The sequence below is a fragment of the Marinomonas sp. HM11-D genome, from assembly GCF_057626615.1.
In genome coordinates, this window is the sequence record NZ_JBMMKT010000005.1 from 230,313 (window position 1) to 252,961 (window position 22,649).

20 protein-coding genes are annotated in these 22,649 nt (G+C 47.1%); 13 read left to right on the plus strand and 7 right to left on the minus strand.

Translation table 11 applies throughout. The features are described from left to right. Positions 1 to 16: 16 nt before the first annotated feature. From ACOSVP_RS09685 to ACOSVP_RS09695, 3 genes are read left to right on the plus strand one after another with little or no spacing between them, the layout of a single operon-like run. Positions 17 to 805 carry a hypothetical protein gene (locus tag ACOSVP_RS09685; RefSeq protein ID WP_487347289.1) on the plus strand — a complete coding sequence of 263 codons (789 nt, stop codon included), beginning with the start codon at positions 17 to 19 and terminating at the stop codon, positions 803 to 805. Between the two features lie 15 nt (positions 806 to 820). Then, positions 821 to 1,861 carry a DUF2333 family protein gene (locus tag ACOSVP_RS09690; protein ID WP_487347290.1) on the plus strand — a complete coding sequence of 347 codons (1,041 nt, stop codon included), beginning with the start codon at positions 821 to 823 and terminating at the stop codon, positions 1,859 to 1,861. Position 1,862: 1 nt separating this feature from the next. Next, positions 1,863 to 2,357 (plus strand): N-acetyltransferase family protein, encoded by a 495-nt coding sequence (locus ACOSVP_RS09695; RefSeq protein ID WP_487347291.1) that lies wholly within the window; start codon positions 1,863 to 1,865, stop codon positions 2,355 to 2,357. Positions 2,358 to 2,377: 20 nt separating this feature from the next. Here the strand turns inward: ACOSVP_RS09695 and ACOSVP_RS09700 are convergent, their stop codons facing one another. After that, a complete protein-coding gene (locus ACOSVP_RS09700; protein WP_487347292.1) occupies positions 2,378 to 3,724 on the minus strand; it encodes an anti-phage deoxyguanosine triphosphatase in 1,347 nt (448 codons plus the stop codon). Between the two features lie 111 nt (positions 3,725 to 3,835). Here ACOSVP_RS09700 and ACOSVP_RS09705 point away from each other — a divergent pair, with 111 nt between their 5' ends. Next, complete coding sequence (locus ACOSVP_RS09705) at positions 3,836 to 4,138, plus strand: LysR family transcriptional regulator (protein ID WP_487347293.1); 303 nt, start codon at positions 3,836 to 3,838, stop codon at positions 4,136 to 4,138. Between the two features lie 23 nt (positions 4,139 to 4,161). Here the strand turns inward: ACOSVP_RS09705 and ACOSVP_RS09710 are convergent, their stop codons facing one another. From ACOSVP_RS09710 to pabB, 3 genes are all read right to left on the minus strand, one after another. Continuing rightward, positions 4,162 to 4,896, minus strand: a complete 735-nt coding sequence (locus ACOSVP_RS09710) for a phosphoadenylyl-sulfate reductase (protein WP_487347294.1) — start codon at positions 4,894 to 4,896, stop codon at positions 4,162 to 4,164. 99 nt (positions 4,897 to 4,995) lie between these two features. Continuing rightward, positions 4,996 to 5,646, minus strand: coding sequence for a CoA pyrophosphatase (locus tag ACOSVP_RS09715; protein ID WP_487347295.1), 651 nt, complete (start codon positions 5,644 to 5,646; stop codon positions 4,996 to 4,998). A 6-nt stretch (positions 5,647 to 5,652) separates the two neighbouring features. Beyond that, positions 5,653 to 7,047 (minus strand): aminodeoxychorismate synthase component I, encoded by a 1,395-nt coding sequence (pabB, locus tag ACOSVP_RS09720; protein ID WP_487347296.1) that lies wholly within the window; start codon positions 7,045 to 7,047, stop codon positions 5,653 to 5,655. 89 nt (positions 7,048 to 7,136) lie between these two features. Here pabB and ACOSVP_RS09725 point away from each other — a divergent pair, with 89 nt between their 5' ends. The 6 genes from ACOSVP_RS09725 (at position 7,137) to ACOSVP_RS09750 (ending at position 11,500) form a co-directional block, all read left to right on the plus strand. Beyond that, a complete protein-coding gene (locus ACOSVP_RS09725; RefSeq protein WP_487347297.1) occupies positions 7,137 to 7,997 on the plus strand; it encodes an alpha/beta fold hydrolase in 861 nt (286 codons plus the stop codon). Between the two features lie 80 nt (positions 7,998 to 8,077). Then, positions 8,078 to 9,376, plus strand: coding sequence for a DUF5610 domain-containing protein (locus ACOSVP_RS09730; protein WP_487347298.1), 1,299 nt, complete (start codon positions 8,078 to 8,080; stop codon positions 9,374 to 9,376). Positions 9,377 to 9,439: 63 nt separating this feature from the next. Then, positions 9,440 to 9,943, plus strand: a complete 504-nt coding sequence (locus ACOSVP_RS09735; protein ID WP_487347299.1) for a GspH/FimT family pseudopilin — start codon at positions 9,440 to 9,442, stop codon at positions 9,941 to 9,943. Continuing rightward, positions 9,940 to 10,233 carry a hypothetical protein gene (locus ACOSVP_RS09740; RefSeq protein WP_487347300.1) on the plus strand — a complete coding sequence of 98 codons (294 nt, stop codon included), beginning with the start codon at positions 9,940 to 9,942 and terminating at the stop codon, positions 10,231 to 10,233. The genes ACOSVP_RS09735 and ACOSVP_RS09740 overlap by 4 nt, the downstream gene beginning before the upstream one ends. Beyond that, a complete protein-coding gene (locus ACOSVP_RS09745; protein WP_487347301.1) occupies positions 10,227 to 11,105 on the plus strand; it encodes a type II secretion system protein in 879 nt (292 codons plus the stop codon). The genes ACOSVP_RS09740 and ACOSVP_RS09745 overlap by 7 nt, the downstream gene beginning before the upstream one ends. Further along, positions 11,102 to 11,500 carry a hypothetical protein gene (locus ACOSVP_RS09750; protein WP_487347302.1) on the plus strand — a complete coding sequence of 133 codons (399 nt, stop codon included), beginning with the start codon at positions 11,102 to 11,104 and terminating at the stop codon, positions 11,498 to 11,500. The genes ACOSVP_RS09745 and ACOSVP_RS09750 overlap by 4 nt, the downstream gene beginning before the upstream one ends. Positions 11,501 to 11,505: 5 nt before the next feature. Here the strand turns inward: ACOSVP_RS09750 and ACOSVP_RS09755 are convergent, their stop codons facing one another. Next, positions 11,506 to 11,748: a PP0621 family protein gene (locus ACOSVP_RS09755; protein ID WP_487347303.1), complete on the minus strand. Its 243-nt coding sequence runs from the start codon at positions 11,746 to 11,748 to the stop codon at positions 11,506 to 11,508. Positions 11,749 to 11,824: 76 nt separating this feature from the next. Here ACOSVP_RS09755 and ACOSVP_RS09760 point away from each other — a divergent pair, with 76 nt between their 5' ends. Further along, positions 11,825 to 13,462, plus strand: coding sequence for an NAD+ synthase (locus ACOSVP_RS09760; protein WP_487347304.1), 1,638 nt, complete (start codon positions 11,825 to 11,827; stop codon positions 13,460 to 13,462). Between the two features lie 71 nt (positions 13,463 to 13,533). On the opposite strand, the gene dapA is transcribed toward ACOSVP_RS09760, so the two are convergent. Next, positions 13,534 to 14,406, minus strand: coding sequence for a 4-hydroxy-tetrahydrodipicolinate synthase (dapA, locus tag ACOSVP_RS09765; protein ID WP_487347305.1), 873 nt, complete (start codon positions 14,404 to 14,406; stop codon positions 13,534 to 13,536). A gap of 347 nt (positions 14,407 to 14,753) precedes the next feature. Between dapA and ACOSVP_RS09770 the strand changes: the two genes are divergently transcribed. Continuing rightward, entirely contained in the window at positions 14,754 to 17,375 is a 2,622-nt protein-coding gene (locus ACOSVP_RS09770) for a sensor domain-containing protein (RefSeq protein WP_487347306.1), read from the plus strand. Positions 17,376 to 17,527: 152 nt separating this feature from the next. On the opposite strand, the gene ACOSVP_RS09775 is transcribed toward ACOSVP_RS09770, so the two are convergent. Continuing rightward, the gene (locus tag ACOSVP_RS09775) at positions 17,528 to 20,197 is read right to left on the minus strand and encodes a cyclic nucleotide-binding domain-containing protein (protein WP_487347307.1); all 2,670 of its coding nucleotides are present in this window, start codon (positions 20,195 to 20,197) and stop codon (positions 17,528 to 17,530) included. A gap of 501 nt (positions 20,198 to 20,698) precedes the next feature. Between ACOSVP_RS09775 and ACOSVP_RS09780 the strand changes: the two genes are divergently transcribed. Further along, a complete protein-coding gene (locus ACOSVP_RS09780; protein ID WP_487347308.1) occupies positions 20,699 to 22,621 on the plus strand; it encodes a PrkA family serine protein kinase in 1,923 nt (640 codons plus the stop codon). Positions 22,622 to 22,649: the final 28 nt, after the last annotated feature.

Consider the following 22,649-nt stretch of genomic DNA (forward strand, 5'->3'; position numbering starts at 1 on the left):
ATGCCTAGGAGTTCTCTTGATAAAAAAAGCGCTTTTCTTACTTACTTCGTCAATGTTTTTGTCAGCCTGTACGACTATATCTGGGCCAAACTGGTGGCATATTGATGAGCCCATGCCCTCCCAGCAAAACCAAAATGACGCACATAGGCAAGCACCAATCCAGCAGACACATGACAATAATGTCGGCGTGTCGCGTCAGTTGAGAACTGTTGCAGATCCCGTCACCGCGGATCTGGTGAAAATGGGTCTCATCGCTCTGTCTGAAAATCGTCTGTTAAAACCAGAAGGCGATAATGCCAACTTGTTTTTCCAGGCGGCGTTAGGACGAGATCCTGGTAACTATCAGGCGACAATGGGCATTGCGACAATTGTGGAACGTTATCTGACTTGGGCGGTCAATGCAGCCAACGCACAAAACATTGCGGGTGCGCAGGCCTATATTGCCGCGGCGAAACAGGTTAATCCACGAGACCCTTTAATTGGAGAAACTGAAGCTCGTATTCAGCAGATTCAAGCACAAAGCAAGCGTCAACAAATCGCGGTCGCAACACAGCCAATGAATTCGGGAAATCTGTTTTATTTGTCCGATAATCTTTTTCAATTGAGTGAAGAGAAGATTCTCGCGCAAATTCAGCCTATTATTGATCGAGTAGAACTGACCAAAGGTTCGCTTGAGATCTATTGGCCGAATGATAAGGAAGGTCGACTGCTGTATCAGATTATCAACAGCAGAACGCCTGATTTTCGGGTCAGAGCAATGACATTTAACAGCTCTCGACGCTTAATTGAAGTTAAAGTTAATTAACATGGGAACACATCAATGGCGAAATTTTTCGATAAGATAGCCTTCTCTCTGCCAGGCTTACCAAAAATGGGCAAGTCTGTTGCGGTTGCAGTGGTATTACTGGTCATCTTCTTGTTTGGCTTAGGCGTATATTGGGACACTGAACCAGACCAATTTGATGTGGTGGCGGAAGCCAAAGCGCGCGCGGAGGATCGTGGTTATCTGAACAACAGCAAGCAGCTGGTGACGGGTTACACCATGACCAACACTTTGTACACGCTAGTCGATACCATGTTGGAAAAGAACGGTGGTTTTATTTCTAACGACATCATGCCGCCAGGTGTGTTTATGGATAACATGCCGTCTTGGGAATTTGGCGTGATGGTGCAAGTGCGTGATTTAGCCCGTGCCCTGCGTAAAGAGTTTAGCCGTAGCCAGTCTCAGTCAACGGAAGACGAAAACCTAAAACTTGCCGAGCCACAGTACAACTTTGATACTCGTAGCTGGGCGCTACCTTCTAGTGAAAGCGAGTACCGCCGTGGTAACGCTGAGTTGCTTAAATACCTAGATCGTTTAGCGAAAAAAGACGACAACGCACAGTTCTATGCCCGTGCCGATAACCTAGCGGATTATCTGTCTGATATGTCGACACGTCTTGGTAGCCTATCTCAGCGTTTATCAGCAAGTGTTGCTAAAGAACGTGAAAACACAGATTTAGCGGGTGATACGACGGCACGTCAATCAACCGATGCTGCCGCTGTTCAGAACGTACAAACACCTTGGACTCAAGTGGACAACGTTTTCTACGAAGCACGTGGCGCGAGCTACGCCATGCTGCATATCCTTAAAGCAGTTGAATTGGACTTTGTTTACACGCTAGAAGGCAAAAACGCGTTAGTAAGCCTGCGTCAAATCATTCGTGAATTGGAAGCGACTCAGGAAACGGTTTGGTCGCCAATGATTCTAAACGGCAGTGGTTTCGGCTTGTTGGCTAACCACTCGTTGGTCATGGCTTCTTACATGTCTCGTGCTAACGCGCAAATGATCGACCTAATCAGGTTGCTAGAACAAGGCTAATATGCAGCCTTTGTCTTTATCGGTGCGTCCTGCAGAGTTAGAGGACGCACCGATGATCCTCTCTATTTTCCTTGAATCGGAAGCTCAAGCCGATTTTAAAAGCGGTATCGATTTAATCAGTGTTATGGATTGGATTGAAAACGCGACCTCATTGCGTCCTCTGTGGGTATTGGAACACGATCAGACTGTGGTTGGTTGGTGCTCGCTTGAAAGCTTTTACGGTCTGCCATCTTTTGATGGGGCAGTGGAAATCGCCATCTATATCCAAGCATCTTACCAGCGTTTAGGCTGTGGTCATTGGTTATTGAATTATGTGGCTAACAAGGCTAGTCGCTTGGAAATACATACCTTGGTGGCGTACGTCTTAATGGCCAATCAGAAGAGTCATGCGTTCTTTTTAAAGAATGGCTTTGAGCCGTGGGGGCGTTTACCTAAGATCGCTAGAAGTGGTGGCGTACAAGGCGACCTCGCATTGCTTGGTCGCCAATTAAGTTAGCTGAGATAGCCAAAGAATAGCTAGATGGGCTCGAACACAGAGCCTGAGCTTGGTACAAACAGCGTTTTGTACATACGGCTGGCGTAGTCATCACTCATAGAAGCCATGTAATCACAAATGATGCGCTGGCTGTTGAGCCCGCTTTGTGAGGCTTTCAGCCATTCTTTAGCGAGGTCTTTTGGCAGTAAACGCGCCGGATCGGCGGCTACCGCTTCAAACATTTCTAGCAACATTTGCTGCCCCTTGTAGACCAGCATCTGCACTTCTGGGCGCATGATGATATGTTGCATCTCAAAGGCTTTTAAAATGTCCAGTGCAGCGCGCTCTGCCTCAGGTAAGGAAGCTTGATAACGCAATAAAGGATGCTCGAATTCAGACTTTTCACTGACAAAGCAGGCGGTAATAAACCAGCTGACTAAGTCACCTATGGCTTTTTTGCGTAGATGGCTTTGCTTACTAAATAACTGGGTTTCTAGCCGCTCAAGATTCTCATTTAAAAAATCGCAATCGAGGGCGTTGAGTTTAGGTTGCAAATGCTGTTGCCACATATCCCGAGTCACCATACCCAGCACAATAGCGTCTTCTAAATCGTGTACGCCGTAAGCAATGTCGTCTGCCAAATCCATAATGGAGGTATCAAAGCCCGAATGCTGCGTTCGGCCGTGGGCACTGGGTTTGGTTCGGTTGACGGTGGTTAAGGTATCTCGATCAGTTTTTGTAAAGGGTTCTAGAATCCAGTCGAGTAGTTCCGCTTCTTCCTGGTAAATGCATTTTGGTGGGTGCCAGTCCTGTGCTTTAAATTGACGCAGGCTAGTGGGCTTCTCTGGATACTGACCCACCACTGTGTCGTGTAGGGCCGGGTACTTTAATACCCCAAGCATGGTGCGTCGGGAAACATCCATGCCGTAGTGTTCTGAATAAGAGCCCCGTTTACCGAGGATTCGTAACGACTGCCCATTCCCCTCAAAGCCGCCGTATTCCGTCATCATAAAGTTGAGGGCTACCTCGCCCCCATGGCCAAAAGGTGGGTGACCGATATCATGACTTAAACAAATGGTTTCCATTAGGGAGTCACTGGCAAGCCAAGGTTGAAAGCCTGCTTCGGAGGGGTGCGAGGACTGTAAATGGTAAACAATCCCGCCGCCGATTTGAGCCACTTCTAAGGAGTGGGTGAGGCGTGTACGGCTGTAATCATTTTGCCGGATAGCAAGGATTTGCGTCTTGGACTGTAAGCGGCGAAACGCGGCACTGTGGATAATACGCGCCCGATCACGCTGGTACACATCACGGTGATCATTGCTGCGTTCGGTACGAGGGCCTGAGCGGCGTGTCATCCAAGTGGCTAGATCAAATTTGTCGTTCATCATGCTTTACTGCTCTGATAATACTGTCTTTTGAGTCTTTCATTAAAATACGATGTAGGTCAATGCCTGACTCATCGGTAGGGGGCATAATGTTCACCATCATAAGGAAACATTATGCTAAATACTCAACATCTCATCACATTCAGAACGCTAGTCGAAACAGGAAGTTTCACGCAGACGGCCCGTAAGCTGGGGCTCACTCAGCCAGCGGTAAGTCAGCATATTCAAAAGCTAGAAAAAGGACTCGGTGAGCCTCTATTGATTCGTCATGGGCGCTCGACAGAACTCACTGAAGCGGGGGAAGTACTGTACAAGCATGTACAGGATTTAGGTAACTGCTACGAAGCGTTTGTTAGTCAATGGCAGAGCTATGTAGCTCACAAAGAGACGGCAAGCCCATCAAGAAAAAGCGCCTAAAGAGTTCTCTTTAGGCGCTTTTATTAAGCTTGTTTAGTCGGAATTAGGTTACCGATGTGCAGACCACATTCTTTGTGTTCTGACTCTTCCCACCACCAGCGGCCTTCGCGTTCATGCTGGTTTGGTAGTACTGGGCGAGTGCATGGTTCACAGCCGATGCTGGTGAAGCCTTTTTGATGCAGTTCGTTAAATGGTACTTCAAACACCTTGATGTAGTTCCATACATCTTCAGAAGACCAATTTGCCAGTGGGTTAAACTTGTAAAGCGGGCTTTCTTCGGTACCAAAAGCACCATCCAACTCAGCAAAATCAAGATGGTTGCGTGTGCCATGGCTCTGGTCTTTACGCTGACCAGTGATCCAAGCATCCAATGTAGCCAGTTTCTTACGTAGCGGCGCCACTTTGCGAACGCCACAGCATTCCTTGTGACCGTCTTCGTAGAAGCTGAACAAACCTTTTTCTTTAGTGAAGGCTTCTAGCTTTTCAGCATCCGGTGACATGATGTCAATTTTGATATTGTAATGCTTGCGTACTGCTTCAATGTACTTGTACGTCTCTGGGTGCAGACGACCGGTATCGAGAGAAAAGACTTGCACATCTTTTTTGGCTTTCACGGCCATATCGATCAGTACAACGTCTTCAGCGCCACTGAAAGAGATAGCAATGTTGTCAAATTCTTTTAGTGCGCTGTGAATAATCTTTTGAGCTTCATCCGCCTTGTGGCTGTTGATAAAGGCTTCTAGGTCAAAGTTGGACATGGTTTCCTATCCTAGTCTTGATCAAATTTGGCTGTACCATAGCAAGTTCAAGGCGGGATATAAAATACAAATGCCGCCTAACCTTATAATGCAATCCCATTATCTGCGAGAATGATTTTCAATCGCTTGGTAGAGTCCAAAAATAATGCCCGCGGTGACCCCCCAGATGCGTAAACCATGGTAAGAGATTTCGAAATAGCCACGTTTTAAATCGCCAATTTCTCGTTCCACGTAAGTGAAATTCTGCGGGTTAAGAAGGTGATTTAACGGCACCCAATGGACTTGTTCCACTTCATCTTCGCTGATGCTGAGTTCACTCATTCGTGTCATTTCTGCCACCACGGGTTTAATGCAAAAGCCGGAAATAGAGCGGTATTCACCCAACTCACCGAGCAGTTCAAAACAATCTGGAGCAAGACCAACTTCTTCCAGAGTCTCACGTAACGCCGTGTACTGAATGCTGGCATCTTCGGGATCGTGTTTGCCACCAGGAAAGGCGATTTGACCCGGATGATTACGCATGTGTAAGGAGCGTTGGGTCAGTAAGACTTTGAGCTCCTCATCGATCGGACAGTTGTAAATGGGGATCAAAACGGCCGCGGCACGGTAATCGTGTCGATAAGCATGGGGCGCAATGTCCTGATCCGGATTGTAAATCTGCGCAGACGTCTCATTATCCAACGCCGCGCGAATTTCATCGATGGTCGGCGTTATCGGGGGTGATTCTAAAAATGTTGAGACGTCCACCATAAGTCACTACCTGAGGAATTCCTTCTCTAGAGTATGGGTTAAGCGGCCAATTTTGGTAAAGGTTTCTTGGTACTCTTCTTCACAATCCGAGTCCGCAACCAAGCCGCCACCTGCCCAACAGTGTATCTTTTGACCGTCGGCAATCAAAGTACGAATCATGATACTGGAGTCCATTTGACCATTACAGCCGAAATAGATCATAGAACCGCAATAAGCACTGCGCTCGTGAGGTTCTAGTTCATCAATGATTTCCATGGCACGTACTTTCGGAGCACCAGTAATGGAACCGCCTGGAAAGCTTTCTTGAAAGACTTTTAACGCATCACTTTTCTTGTCAATGCGGCCTTCCACCGTGGACACCATATGATGCACATTGGCGTAGCTTTCTAAATCGAACAGCTTAGGCACTTTAACGCTACCCGTAATGCAGTTTTTACCGAGGTCATTGCGCAGAAGATCAACGATCATCAAGTTCTCTGCACGGTCTTTTTCCGAGGCCATCAATTCGTCGGCAAAGGCTTGGTCCTCAGCAGGGTTCGATCCACGAGGACGAGTGCCTTTAATGGGCTTGGATTCGACACGGCCGTTATCGCATAAGATAAAGCGCTCAGGTGAGTGTGAAGACACGGCGCGGCCATCGGGTAGCTGAAAGTAAGCGCCAAAAGGAGTTGGACACGTTTCTTTAACGGCTAGATACGCTTGCCAAGTTTGGCCACTGTAAGGCGCGCTAAAGCGTTGCGTTAAGTTTACTTGATAGCAGTCACCTGCTTGGATGTATTCTTGAACCTTGTAGAAGCGCTCTGCATAACCTTCAGCACTCATATTGGCTTCAAAAACCGCCTCTAAACTGAACGTTTTGGCCAGTTCCGGATCGTCCTCTTGAGCTAAGCGCTCTAGAAGCTCAGACTCACTGAATTGACACCATGGCGTAAGCACCAAAGAGGTGGTTTTTTTAAGATGGTCTGTGACGATGGCCCAGCCGTAAAGTCCCAATAGAATGGTGGGTAGCTGGACGTCTTCAATCACGTTTTCTGGCAGGCGTTCCACATAACGACCCGCTTCATAAGCGTAGTATCCTAATAGACCGCCATTAAAGACCAAGCTGCTATCGTCTGCCCAAGGTTGGCTGGTCAGAATGTCCACCAGCTCGCTTAGTAGCACCATTGGGTTGTCCGTTACTTGAGTGTCAAACAAGGGTTCAACCGACCAATTCAGTGCAAACTTCTGCGCTTGTGCATCCAGTACCGCCAGTGGTGCCGCACTTAAAATGTCCCAGCGAGTGTCAGAGAATGACTCAAAGTTACTGTCGAACAGAATTGGGTAAGGAAGATCGCTGAACTTAGGGAACAGACGAGTTAGGGTGCTTTCATAAGGCAAACTAATGAGTTTGACTTCTGCCATAATTAGGAACCACGTATATTTAAAGAGTTTTCAAGCGTTTAATAGCGCTATTTTACCCTGAAATGTGGGAACGAGTAGGAAGAATTAAAGTGTTCGAGACAAAAATTTTGCCATTAGCCAACACCGAGCTGGCCTATCGCTTGATTGAAGTGCCCAATAGTAAGACCGATGGCGCTTGTTTAATGCTCCATGGGGCAGGGGTTGCTGGGGAGCTGACCTATGCTCCGATGTTAGAGTATTTGGATCATTGGCGTTGGATTTTGATTCCAGATCTGACGGGTATGGGACAGTCATTTTTCCACGGTCAGCAAGAGGCACCACTCAGCATTGATCAATTGTCGGCAGAAATTGAGCAGCTACTTGAGCACCTGTCCTGGCAAGCGTTCGATATTATCGGCTATTCGTTAGGGGGCTTGGTGGCATTGCATCTGAATGCCCAATTAAAGCGTAAGCATGCTAGAACTCATCGTTTAGCGTTAATGGAGCCGGCTTCTTTAGAGCGCGAGTGTGTTGATACCTTAGCGGAAGTACGTCAGCGCTATCGCGTGGCGTCAGAAACCATTCGTGAAACTGGCGATGTCGAGCTGGGCATCGCCCATTTTATGGATGGTGTGGCCCCCAATCGACGTAAGCACCCGGTTGCGGAAGCCACCACGCAAAGCCGCTTAGCCCATCGCCCGATTGGTTTTAGTTATGCGTTAGATGCGGTGACCGACTGGGTGGAACGTGTATCGAAAGATGTTGCCCTACGAGATGAGATGTTGGCACAAGCGGATCAAGTTTTTCTATTATCTGGAGAATTGAGTCACGAACTACTGCGCAGCCACTATGATGAATTGGCGCAACAGCGAGCGGGTTGGCAGCATAAGGTGGTGACTGGTTGTGATCATTCATTGCCATTTCAAAAGCCTCGTCAGATCGCTAAGTACCTGTCTGCTTGGTTTGCATAAAAAGATGAAATTTTTGCTTAAGTTTTAATTTTGTTGGTCGATAATTATACAGCGGTGAATTTTTTAAACGGGGAAGGAGTATGTCTGATCCATTAAAAGGCCTTGGTCATGCCATGCCTTCATTTAGAGCGAATAACCACAACCAAACTTCATCAACTGATCAAGCCCAAGCGGCGAAGCAGTGGGGCGCGGATGGTTATGTGCCTTCTTCGTCTTCTTATCGCTCCATGGGCGTTATTCAGCAGTCTTTGTCAGCAAGGCTAGCGGCTTCTTTTAGCGCGCCTAATGCTGAGGCCTCAGAGCAAGCCACGACAGCGACCAGTAAAAGCGACAATGATTTCTCACCAGAAAAAGTTGCACAACGAATTATGTCCCATGTGGGCAATTACATGGAAAAGCTGCAGAAGAATGGCGCCAATGACGAACGCTTAGCGGCAGTGTTTGATACGGCGAAAGAAGCCGTGCAAAAAGGCATGGATGATGCCAAAGAAAAGCTAGATGCGCTCGGTTGGTTGATGAACGGTGGCGTACAAGAAGGAATTGATGAAACACAGAGTCTGTTAGACGAAGGCTTTGAAGCATTAAGGCAATCCTTTTTTGAACCTGCGAATGTAAATGCAGCGTCGCAAGTGTCCATGGTTTCAGAAATGAGCTATCGCCGTGAAGATTACTCGCAAATTCAAATGACCACCCAGCAAGGGGACGTGGTGAAATTGAATTTGTATTCGCTTAATGCTAGCTCTCAGGGAGAGTCGGCTAGTATGAGTGAAAATGGTCTGACTTACTCTCGTTATGAGAGTTCGAGCCAATCTTTCGCCTTTGATTTTAGTGTCGAGGGCGATTTGAACGATGATGAGTTAGCCGCCATTCAAGACATGATGAAGTCGGTCGGCAAAGTATCGGATCTGTTTTACGATGGCGATATTGCCGGTGCCTTGCAAAAAGGGTTCGATATGGGCTTTGATGCCTCGCAACTGGCCAGCTTCTCGATGACGCTACAAACCAGTCAAACAATGAAGTCCTCACAAGCGGTGTCGGCTTATGGCCAGAATCCAGGGATGCGTTCTATTCAAGCGCCATTAGGTGAGTATCGCCAAGCGCTAGAAGAAGCGGTTAAGAAAACCTCAGAGTTGTTTGATGATTATCGACAAGTAGTGGAAAGCACCATGTCGGATATTATGGCCATGCGTGAACAGCAAGCGCAAAAAATGGCGGATATGCAGCAGGTGTTTGAATATCAACAACAGATGATCGATCGCATCAGTCAGTGGTTGATGCCGGAAGAAACGCAGACTACGTCAGATATGATCAATGGACCGGATGATGCAGTAGCAGATGCCAGTACGGCTGATGCTGAGCCGAACCCTAGCAACAGCTAATTAGAATAGCATTAATGATTGGCTGGCACGGATGCTGGCCGTCAATGACATAAGGAGTGTGTCATGAATTCCTGCAAGGGGTTTTCCCTGCCGGAGTTGCTGGTTGTGATCGCTATGATCTCAATTGTCTCTTCGGCTTTTCTTTCTTCGAGAGTGGTGGATTATTACCAGCGCTGGCAAGCGCGTAATGTCTTATCACAAGATGTCAGTGCCTTATTAACACTGATTTCCCGCGCCAGAAGCCTAGCCATGCGCAGTGAGCAACCTGTTATGCTGTGCGGTGGTGCCGATTGTAATGGGGATTGGCAGCAACAGGCATTTATCCGTTTTGCCAATAACAATGGCATTTTAGATCTCCAAGAATTCTCCCCTGACACTTCGATTATTTGGCGTGGTTTTCCTACCCAGCGCGCCTATCTGCAATTTCTGCCTAACGGATTATCGAATTATCAAAATGGTTCCTTTTATCTTTGCCGAGCGCAAGCGGAAGCCATGCGCATCTTGGTCAATCAAAGTGGTCGTGCCTATCTAGATGGCCAATATTACGATGCTAAGGAGTGCTTATGAAACGCAGTACTCAGCACGGCTGGCTGTTACTAGAAGCGATGCTGGCCATGGTGTGTGTAGCGTTTGTGCTCAGTGCCACGCAATACCAGCTTAATCAACTGACGCAACAAATGCTCGAATTGCAGACCGAGCATCAACTAGGGGTACAGACAGCCTTACAAGAGCAAATGAGTAAGGTCTTTGCTGAGACGCCAAGTGTTAGTGTGACACAGGTTTCGCCACCGAACTGTCAGCAATGTCGAGGCGCACAACTGCAACAAGTGCTACGCTACGAGTTAAGCCAATGGTGAAGTCGGCTCAATCTGGTTTTTTGCTACTGGAAGCGCTAATTGCTATTGCTGTGCTGAGCGCATTGATTGGCATTGTAATCCCATTTATTCAAAGTATGGAAAGCAGTTTGGCTAAGCGCCAGCGAATGCTGGAGTTAATGGCGCAGGATTTATCCTTAGCGGATCAGTTTCAAGCGCAGTTCCAGCGTTTGGGCAGTGTCGGCTGTTTCAGTGCAACAACCCACTTGCTGGTAGGCAATCACCAGTCAAAGCCAACTCGTTTACATGCGGATGAGCTTGACGCTGGTTCTGATTGGCTATACGGCACGGATGCTGGATCATGCGCCGCTTACGGTTGGTCAGCGGCACAAACTGTGGAGGTTCGCATGGCGTGCGATGGTCTTGATGTGGGAGATACTGTCTATGTCAGCAGTTGTCAGCAAAATACGCCAGCCAAGGTTTTATCGAGCCATAATGGTGTGTTGCAAGCCTGGCATTCTGGCCCTGAATTAACCGGTGAAGTCTTGGTGTACAGTGTCGAGGACTTTTACTGGTTTGTGAAACTAGGCAAGTCGGCCAGCAACGCCTTTTGGCGTCGACCTGAAGCTTCAGGCAATGCCCTAGAGTTAATGACTGGATTAGAGCGTGTTCGTTTTTACCCCGTATTGGATCGCGATCTAGACGGTGAAGCCGATGAAATCTTTGTCCGTTATGGCGCTGTGCCCACGCCGCAGGTGGTGGGGATTCTGGTGGAGTATTTATACGGTGCGGCAGGCTGTGAGCTAGATGCTCAACCTCAGTCTTATCAGACCTTAAGAGGGGATCAATGGCTCTATGATGGCGTGTGTCTTAAAGTGGGGAAGCTGCTTACTTCGGTAGGTAAACAGCAATGAGGCGTGATCATGGATGGGTGTCGGTTCCCGTGCTCTTAATGGTGCTGATGCTGAGTGTACTGTTGGTGCGTCATCAGCGATCACTGAGTGAAGAGCATTTATGGCAGACCCAAAGAGCCTTGCAACAACCCCAGCTTATTTGGCAGGAAATTTATCAACACTTATCTAGCATGTCGGCAGTCGCTGGAGATAAGCCTGATTGCACGGGTTTTTGCGATCCGAAAAATGGGGGCTGGCAGATGCAACAATTTGCATCGGGCGTGGCTTGGCTGCAAAAACAAAGAATTGACCTGCTCCAAGTTGAGCGTTGGTGCGCTACCCGAGACCAGCAGCGGGTGCTCTGCTGGTGGCATTTTGATAGCGGCGAGCAAACGATGCTGTGGTTAGAGTATTAGCGAAGTTATGGCTTATGCTCTAGTTTGTGTTCAACGCAGCAAAACGGTGTCTGATTCTGATCATAGATTGCATGACTAGTCGGAACAAAGGTACCGCAGGTGGCACATTTGACCATAGCTTCTTCATGCGGCTTATTATCTTGCTTCTTCACGGATTTGGATTTTGCCATGATCGCCTTGGCAAATTGTCGATAAATTATCCAGCCAATGGCAAAAACCAGAATAAAAAATAATAAACGTACAATCATGCCCTTTACCTTAGCCTTGTAATTCCACGACAATAACACCCATATCATCTAACAGAGTGTCTGAGATAGCAACGTAATGACTATTAGAGTAGCCATGGCCCAACTGGATATGCTGGTTGGCGACATCAAAAATAACACGGAATCTGTGATTGCACAGTCTCTTCTTGCAAGAGACGAGCAAAAAGCAGATGTGATCGTCTTTCCTGAGTTGACCCTAACCGGTTATCCGCCAGAGGATCTTCTACTTCGTCCAAGTTTGACGCCACGCATCGAAGCGGCCTTGGCAAATATTCTAGACCAAGTTCATGACATTTATGTGGTCGTAGGCTATCCACGTGAAATTGATGGCGAATTATTTAACTGCGCCGGTGTGTTTTACCAAGGCAAAATCCTCGGTGAATACTGCAAACAGAAACTGCCAAACTTCCAAGTCTTCGATGACAAGCGTTACTTCCAAGCGGGCAACACGCCTTGTATCGTCGACATCAAAGGTGCCAAAGTTGGTTTAAGTATCTGTGAGGATATCTGGCATCCAGAGCCGATTGCGCAAGCAAAAGCAGCGGGTGCTGAGCTAATCTTGAACCTAAACGCATCGCCTTACCATATAGAAAAAATGGGCGTACGTGAGAAGTTGCTACAACGTCGTGCCAGCGAAAACCAATTGCCGATTGTGTATGTGAACTACATGGGCGCGCAGGATGAGCTAGTGTATGAAGGTGGCTCATTTGTGGTGAACGCCCAAGGCCATAAAGTACGTCAGGCACCTTGGTACGAAACCGGTTTGTACTGCGTCGATTTCACGGTGGCAGAAGATCGTCAGCAACGTGTAGAAGTATTAGCGGGTGAGATTGCGCCAACGCTAGACGTGGAAGCCAGTGTGTACCAAGCCATGGTCACTGGCTTGCGTGATTACATTGAGAAGAACCGCTTCAAAGGTATCGTGTTGGGCTTAAGCGGCGGTATCGACTCAGCTCTGTCATTGGCAGTGGCGGTAGATGCCATCGGTGCGGATCGTGTACAGGCTGTAATGATGCCTTACACCTACACATCTTCCATGAGTTTGGAAGATGCGGAAGAAGAAGCCAAATTGCTAGGCGTTGAATACAGCGTGCTGCCAATTGAGCCTATGGTGACGGCATTCATGAATACCTTGGCACCAGAGTTTGAAGGCTACGCCCGTGATACAACGGAAGAAAACCTACAAGCTCGTACCCGCGGCGTGACCTTGATGGCCATTTCTAATAAGAAGGGCTACATGGTGCTGACCACGGGTAATAAGAGTGAGATGGCGGTGGGCTATGCAACTCTATACGGTGATATGGTCGGCGGTTACTCGGTGTTGAAAGACGTGTTCAAAACCCTAGTCTTCCGTCTAAGTCGTTACCGCAATACGTTGGGCTATGCGATTCCTGAGCGTGTTATTACCCGACCACCTAGTGCGGAATTGGCACCAGACCAAGTGGATGAAGACTCTTTGCCAAGTTACGATGTATTGGACAAAATCTTGCACATGTACATCGAAAAAGATATGAGTGCAGAAGCCATCCTTGCGACTAACGAATTTGATCGCGAAACCGTTTACCGAGTGCTTCGTTTAGTAGACCTAAATGAGTACAAACGTCGTCAAGCTCCGACAGGCGTGCGTGTGACAGAACGTGGTTTTGGCCGTGACCGCCGTTACCCTATTACCAACGGCTGGCATATTGGCGAGTAGGTTACTTGCTTTGATTTGAAAATGAAAAGCAGCTCGAGTGAGCTGCTTTTTTTATGACTAAATCCTTCAGATTAGATTAAGTCTAACGCTTTCATAGCGTTGCGAATGGTTTCTTTGGTGCTGTCGAGCAAAGGCATCATAGGAAGACGCGCTTCTTCAGAACAGAAACCTAAGAGCGACATAGCGTATTTAGGACCCGCTGGGTTTGGCTCGATAAATAGCGCTGAGTGCAGCGCAAATAATTTGTCTTGCAGGGCTGCCGCGGCCACGTATTCACCTTCACGGCACAGGCGATGAACTTCCACGACCTGTTTTGGCGCAATATTAGATGTCACCGAAATACAGCCGTTACCGCCACTAACGTTATAGGCCACACAAGTCACATCATCACCGCTTAGGAAACTAAAAGGTTTGTTGATCACGGCGCGTTCACGAATCGGGCGTGTTAGATCGCCGGTGGCATCTTTAACACCGACAATGCGTTCTAGCTTCGCTAGTTCAGCCATTGTTGCGACCTCTACACCCACCACTGCGCGTGGCGGGATATTGTAAACAATGATCGGTAGCTCAGTGTGGTTGTGCACGTATTCATAGTGCGCATACAGACCGCGCTGATTCGGGCGATTGTAGTAGCCTGCCACATGCAGAGTGGCATCAGCACCTGCTTCTGCGGCATGTTGTGAATATTCAACCGCTTCGATGGGGTTGTTAGAGCCTGCTCCCGCGATGATCGGTACAGCCTTGTTGGCTTCTTCAACCGTAATCTCAATCACACGTTTATGTTCAGCTTCACTAAGGGTTGGGCTTTCACCTGTGGTACCTACAGGGACAAGACCGTTAATGCCAGAATCAATTTGCCAGCGCACGATACGACGCAGTGCAGCTTCGTCGAGCTGATTGTTTGCAAAAGGTGTGATCAGAGCTGTAATGGCGCCTTGGAACATACTGTTACCTCTAGTTTGGTATCAGCAACATGTTCGGCAAGAAGGAGGCTTCCCCATCGGCAAACATGCTGCCGGGGGATTTGTTAATGTTACATCCACACGCCAGCGTCGCAAGGTTTCTTACCCTTACGTTTATCGCCGTTGCGCTTGTTCGTGAATGCAAATGTGTTCATTTCGGAATGTCTATTTCAGTAAAAACGATTTATGTCATGCTGAAGGTTTTTTAGGCCATAGTCAATATGCAATTAACGGCATTTTGATTAGTAATTAAAGGGGAAATTCATTAGCATAAATTTCCCTCAGCTTCGGCTAAAAATTACGTTGAAACATGCGGTTAGAATGATTCTATGCATCAAAAGATTAAACAGTTACTCGATAAACATTTTCCAGAAGAGACCAGGACGGGCAAACTGCAAATGTTGGCGTCAGAACTGGATCTCATGTTTCGACAGCAAGAAAATGAAATTACGCTGCTAGAGCGTTCTATCGATTTGGCATCGGATGCCATGTCGGAACGTGAGGATGTGGCGGCGGAACATCAAGAGCTGTTTGAGAAGACGTTTAGCTCCTCCTCGGAAGCCCTGTTAATCGTTGACTTCCAAAAAGAGCTGTTACGTTACAATGCTGCGCTGGGTGAATTATTGACTATTCCTAGCGGCTTTGATGGCGAAATAAGAATGACAGACTTTCTTGCCAACCTATCGAGCCAGCTAGAGCATCCAGAAAACTTCCTTAGCTTTTTACGCCATAGTCATGACAATCATCTGTCCTTCGATGGTGAGTTACTTCTCAAAGCAGGACGTTGGCTACGCTATCATGTGAAGCCGATTGTGCGTGGCGGTGAGATGGTAGGGCGTCTTTGGACGCTGGCAGATATCACCAGTCAGAAACAAGCCGAGCGTCAAATAGCTGACTTCAAACAAGAGTTAAAACACGCCCATGAGCTAGCCAAAATGGGCGAGTGGACGTTTGACTGTGCACAGCAGACGTTCACCTTTTCAAATGATACCCTTGAGCTGTTTGGTCTATCAGAGGATCACAAATACTTGTCTCTAGAGAGCTTTCTAGAGGTGCTAGATGACGAGCACAGAAGTGATGTGCGTCGCCAATTTTACAAATGCCAAAAATACGGTGAGTCGATACAAGCGGAGCTACAGTTTATCTTTGAGGGACGGGATTGCTACGTTATTTTGCGTGGTCGCCTAAAAGTGGGTAGCAATGGTGAAGTCGACGTGATCCAAGGGGTATTACAGGATATTTCCGATTTGCGTACCTCAGAGCATCTGGTGAAAATATCGTCACACTTTTTCCAGTCGTCGATGCAGGGCAATGTGCTGATGGGGCGTCATCGAGAGATTCTAGACTTCAACGATGTGGCTTGCGGTATTTTCAAATTGTCGTCTTGGGAATTCTCGCAGCGCATTACTGAGCGTTTGGCGACTGCGTGGACCCACGAGATGTCAATCAATGACATTTGGCGTACGGTCATAGAAACCAACCATTGGGCGGGGGAAGTGTATTTCACCTGTCCCGAACTGGTTGATAAAACCATTTGGTTATCGTTGGAGGCGTTACGCGATAACCAAGGTAAGGTGGTCAACTTCATTGCCATCTTCAATGACATTACTGAGTCGAAAAATGCCCAAGAGCAACTGCATCATATGGCGTATTTTGATTCGCAAACGGCTTTGCCCAACCGTTTCCAATTTGAACAATTTTTAAATCAAAAACTGTCCGCTCCCAACATCGTTAATCACCCTATGACCTTGTTCTATTTGGACTTGGATCGCTTTAAGTTTGTTAATGATTCCCTAGGCCATCATGCAGGTGACCAGCTGTTGTATTTAGTGGGTCAACGGCTAATGTCCGCGGTGCCGAATGCGACCTTAGTGGCACGTCAAGGGGGCGATGAGTTTGTGATGTTATTGACGGGACAGCTTAATCGTTCGCAGCAAGAGCAAATCGCTGAGCATTTGATTGCGCAACTGTCGGAAGTGTTTACGGTGCTTGATACGCAAGTTTACATCGGTGCCAGTATTGGTGTGGTGAACTTGCCTAGTGATGCCAGTGATCGAGTGACGGCCATGCGTTATGCCGATATTTCCTTATACGAAGCGAAAAAATCAGGCAAAGGTTGCTACGTATTTTGGCAGCGGGAGTTCTTAAAAGGCTCGACGCCAGAGCGGGTACAACTAGAGTCAGAGTTACGCGAAGCGATTTTAAAAGATGAGTTGGTGCTCCACTTCCAGCCCAAAGTCGAGGCAGATTCTGGCAAGGTGTATGGCTTGGAAGCCTTAGTGCGTTGGAATCATCCTCGTCTTGGTCTAGTGTATCCTGACCGTTTTATTACCATTGCGGAAGAGTCCAACCTCATCATTGAGTTGGATCGTTGGGTGCTAAATGCTGTGGCGATTCAAATGAGCAACTGGCGTAAGCTCGGGCTACCGTTACTGGAAGTATCGGTAAACGTTTCTGCGGCCCATGTGACGCGTCTTGGTTTGGTGGATTTATTCCGCAGTTTACTCGATGAGTACCCTTATTTAGCGCAGTGCCTAGAGATTGAGTTAACGGAAACCGCCATCATGGCAGACCCTGACCAAGCCACGGTGGTGTTAAATACCTTGCGCGCTTGGGGCATTAAAGCCTCGGTGGACGATTTTGGCTCGGGCTATACTTCCTTGGGCTATTTAAAAAAACTGAATGCCAATACGCTTAAAATTGATCGTAGCTTTATTGATGGCATTACCTATGATCATTCCGATCGGGACGTAGCCAAGGCCATCATTGCCTTAGCTTCAAGCATGTCGATGGATGTGGTGGCCGAAGGGGTAGAAACACAGGATCAATGGGAAATGCTGCAATCCTTTGGTTGTAAGTATTTGCAGGGCTATTTCTTTTCCCGTCCCCATTGTGCCCAAGATATCGAAAGTTACTACCTGCGCCCACTGCAGGCCCAAGCACAACAATAAGCGAAATGAATGATGGTTGGTGGGTATCTGTCGCTATCTTGATCATAGGCGGGAGGTCTAGAAATAAGATGGCTAGACGAAGTGTTTACTTGACCGCTAAAAAAGAAAAAGCTCCCTGAAATTCAGTGAGCTTTTTTATGAATGATCAACAGTCAGTGCTGGGTATAGATGTGATCGGTGTATTTAGATAAGGTGTCGCCAAGCTTTTGATAGCCTTTTTCATTTAAGTGCAAACGATCGTCTTCAAAGAAGCTCTCATCGACGTTGCCCTGTTTATCCGACAGGATCTCGTTACTATCGACGAAGATAGTATTTGGGCGAGTTCGCGCCAGCTGTTGCAGCATCTTATTAGTGCTGTCCACGGTATTGCGCATGCTCTGGCGAGTAGGGCTCAACTTGACGCCTAAAATCGTCACTGGGATACCAGGCAAATGACGGTCAACTTTTTCCAGCAGACTCACATAACGGTCGATGACCTTATTACTGCTGTGCTTGTTACCAATGTCGTTATCACCCGCATAGAGCACCAGTGAGCGCGGCTTGTAGGGTAAGACAATTCGCTCGAAGTAATACACGCAGGCGTCGATGGTAGCACCGTTAAAGCCTAGGTTGACGGTGTCTTTGCTATCAAATGGCGCCTCGTAATCGGCCCAATTTTTGATCGTAGAGCTGCCATAAAAGGCGACCGGACGATTGTCAAAGCGACGGTAGGCTTGGCGGAACTCCAGCTCACGTACATCGGATTCAAATTCGACGTCGATCTGGTTCACGCTACGAACGTTGGAAATACAGCCTTGGCGTCGACTGAGTACAGGGTATTTCTTAATTTCTTGCGCCAGCTCTTCGGCTTCTTTTACGGTCTGGCGGAATTCCTCTTGGTATTCCATTAAGAATTTTGCTACAGCTTCAGGATCTTCGATGTCAACACGATCAGAAATGCGGAACGCTGGTTTGATTACCGCAGTATAGATATTGTGATCGGCGCGTTTATCAAAATTCGCCACCGCAATCGGTACGATCCAAGGTTCGTCGGGTCCTTTTAATGATCCTGCAAGCTCAAAGACGTAGGGCAGCAACTCTCCAGGTGATTCATTGGTAGCGAAACTTTTCCCTTCTGGCGAAATGATCAGCGGCATATCGGCACGTAACGTTGCTTGACCATCTTTTAAGAACTTTTCATGAGCTTCCGTGCCCGCTTGTAGCGCGCTCCAGCTATCGACAAAAATATTTCCGAAGCGCTCATAATAGGCATCTCGCCAGAACTCGAATTTTTTACTACGGCGCACCACACGTTGTGCTGCAATCCCGTATTGCTTGTAAATGATCATCGAGCTAATAAATTGGGCATCCAAAGAGAAGCGGAAACCATTGGCAAGTTGGTTACTAGACGAGCCAAGGAGGTGATTGTAAATAAACAAACAGCCTTGCTTCTTCGGTAGGTTCTCCATGCCCTTGATGATGTAGGGCACCTGTTTGAAAGCTTGCGTAAATTGCTCGGTAGCGAAACGTCGAACATCAGTGGAATTGAGTTCCGTGGGCAGAGTGCTGACCGCATCGTATATATGTGCCAGCTTGCGATAGAAGGCATTTTCACGTTGCAGGTCTTTGAGAATATCTAAGCTCATCCCCGAGATGGTGCGCTCCAGACGAGTACCATAGTGCAAGCTGCGGTATAAAACACCAAAGGCTTCATCGGTGGTCACGGCATTTTTTAGTAAAGCGCCTACCTTGTACAACGGTGAGCTGACGGGCAAGACGGCTGCGTTTTGCTCGATCATGCTGTTTACTGCCAGTACTTCATCGCTGGCGATTTGAGATAGATAACGCATGCGAGCCGACACCAGGTGGGTGCCCACCAGCCAAATTAAGCGGTACCAATATTTGATGGCGAACTTAGGCATCTCTTCAAACAAAGACAATAAGTCATCCCGTGAGATAAAGAGCACAGTAGTATCACGGGAGCTGATGATGGTGGAGCGATTACGTTGCGAAACGCCATTGGTGCACCAAGCCAGCACAGTACCAGATCGAGAAATGGTGCGTGTGGTAATGATTTCGCCCGCCTCAGTTTGATAACTGACCACCGCTTTACCTTTTACTAAGAAATACAAACCATCTTCGGGTTGATCCTGCTGCGATAGAATGTCCCCTTGATGCGCCAAAATAATATGTGCATGCTTGCCCATGGCATGCATCTCGTTTTGGGTGAAGCCTTCACAGAAAGCCGTATTTGCTAAGAGTGCTACCGATTGCTTTATGGATTGTTTTTGCAGCTCAGGCTCAATGAGTGGACGTGTTTCTTCGAACGCTAATGACTCGTTAGCAAAGAAAGGGCGTGTCTGGTTCTGGATGCCCGTGAGGACCGGTAAAGATTCTCGATAGACAAAGGCTAGAAAATGCTCGGCAAACTCGACATCGTCATCGAGGAGTTTTTGTAATTCTGTGATTGGCCAGCTTATTAACTCGGTAGTTTTGGTGGCTTGAAAACTGGTGGCATAGCGCGAGGTCTGGCGAAAAGCTGACCAGCCAATCGGAGTATATTGACGATTAATAAGCCCCACATGATAGGACTTGCCTGACTCTTGTAATGGGATAGAAATAGAGACTTCACCGGAAATTAAAATATACAGCGAGTGACCGACTTCAAATTGTTGCGCCAGCATTTCACCAGCACTAAGTTCCTTGATCTGGGCAAGCTCATTAAGGGTTTGAATGACCTGCTTTGAGGCTTTATCCATAAAAGGAAGTGCGCTCACATAGTTCGATAAATCCATTAAACCACCTTGATGACGAGTGTTGGCGTTAAAAAAATCGTTATTCATACTGATCTAAAATTATGACAGTGTGAATGACAGCAGCACTTGATGTGCGTGGTGACGTCTAGTAGTGGATGCAAAAATTATTCCCAGAGACATCGATTCAGGGGCGGCACTAGTCGTCCAAAAAGCCGCATTGATGTAATTAAATTACTATAAACATCCCGTGCTGGGAAAGGCCGATTCTCGTCTAACAATAGATTTTTACGGACTTAAGGTGAGCGCAAGCACTTTGCGATGCCTTGCTTTTGGCTGAAAATCCTTTTTTCAAAAATCCCCATTTGAATTGTTTAATTATCAGTCAGTTAAACTTTTATCACTTTGTTTTAGCAAAGATTTATTTTTGTAAAACCTGCTCATTCTTACTTGAGTAGTCGCCAGACTATGCTACACCTTAATAATCTTCTATGACTTTTTACTGCTTAATGACCAGAACGTCTGGTTGACATCCAGGGTGGCCGTTGCGACTTGTGCGTGCCCATAGACTGTATATAAGGGGATACCGCGATGAGTATTTTTGATCATGTTCAATCTCGTTTTGATGCTCAAAAAGAAGAAGAAATGTCACTCGACGAGTACCTAAGCCTTTGTAAAGAAGACCCTTCAGCTTACGCTTCTGCCTCAGAGCGCTTGTTGATGGCGATTGGTGAGCCAGAAGTCGTCGATACGTCCAAAGACTCACGAAGTAGCCGTATCTTTTCTAATAAAGTCATCAAACGTTATGCAACGTTTGAGCATTTCTACGGCATGGAAGAGGCGATCGAGCGCATCGTGTCCTTCTTAACCCATGCTGCTCAAGGTCTCGAGGAATCGAAACAGGTGCTGTACCTGCTAGGTCCGGTCGGCGGCGGTAAGTCTTCTTTGGCGGAAAAACTGAAAGAGTTGATGCAAACCGTGCCTTTCTATGCCATCAAAGGCTCACCTGTGTTCGAGTCACCATTGTCCTTATTTGACGTCAATGAAGATGGAGACATACTTGCCGAAGAGTACGGTATCCCGAGACGTTACCTAAAAGGTGTGATGTCCCCATGGGCGGCTAAACGCCTTAAAGAATACAACGGTGATATTCAGCAGTTCCGTGTGGTCAAGGTCTACCCATCGGCGATCAAACAGATCGCCATCTCAAAAACGGAACCGGGCGATGAAAACAACCAAGATATTTCAGCATTAGTCGGTAAGGTTGATATTCGCAAATTGGAGTACTTTGAACAGAACGATGCCGACGCTTACAGTTACTCTGGTGGTCTGTGCCGTGGTAACCGCGGTTTGATGGAATTTGTGGAGATGTTTAAAGCGCCGATTAAGGTGTTACACCCATTATTGACCGCCACCCAAGAAGGTAACTACAACGGTACTGAAGGCCTAGGTGGTATCCCATTTGACGGAATTATTTTGGCCCACTCTAACGAATCCGAATGGCAGTCTTTTAAAAACAATAAGACTAACGAAGCCTTTATTGACCGTGTTTACACAGTGAAAGTGCCTTACTGTCTTCGTGTCACAGAGGAAATGAGCATCTACCAAAAGCTGCTTGAAAACTCTTCGTTGAATCATTCTCCTTGTGCTCCAGACACATTGAAAATGTTGGCGCAGTTCTCAGTGTTGTCACGTATTAAAGAGCCAGAAAACTCTAGCATCTTCTCAAAAATGCGTATCTATGATGGTGAATCACTGAAAGATATTGATCCTAAGGCGAAGTCGCTACAAGAGTACAAGGATGCGGCTGGGGTGAACGAGGGGATGGACGGTCTATCAACCCGTTTTGCCTTCAAAATTTTATCGCGCGTGTTCAACTTTGATCCAACCGAAGTGGCGGCTAACCCTGTGCACCTTATGTATGTACTAGAGCAGCAGATTGAACAAGAGCAGTTCGATCAAGAACGTCATGACCGCTACTTGCGAGCACTGAAAGAGTTCATTGCGCCACGTTATGTGGAGTTTATTGGTAAAGAGATTCAAACCGCTTACTTAGAGTCTTACTCCGAGTACGGTCAGAATATTTTTGATCGTTATGTTACCTATGCGGATTTCTGGATTCAGGATCAAGAGTATCGAGATCCAGAAACGGGCGACATTCTAAACCGCTCAGCGATTAATGATGAGCTGGAGAAAATCGAGAAACCAGCGGGCATTAGTAATCCAAAAGACTTCCGTAATGAAGTGGTGAACTTTGTGTTACGTGCTCGAGCGAACAACAATGGCTCCAACCCTAGTTGGTTAAGCTATGAGAAATTGCGTGTGGTGATTGAGCGTAAAATGTTCTCTAACACCGAAGATTTACTACCGGTTATTTCCTTCAGTGCGAAATCTTCTAAAGAAGATCAGCGTAAACATAACGAGTTTGTGAAACGAATGGTTGAGCGCGGCTATACTGAAAAACAAGTGCGCTTATTGTCAGAATGGTATCTACGTGTGCGTAAATCCCAGTAGGTAGAAGTTAAGCAGTTACCTAAATAGG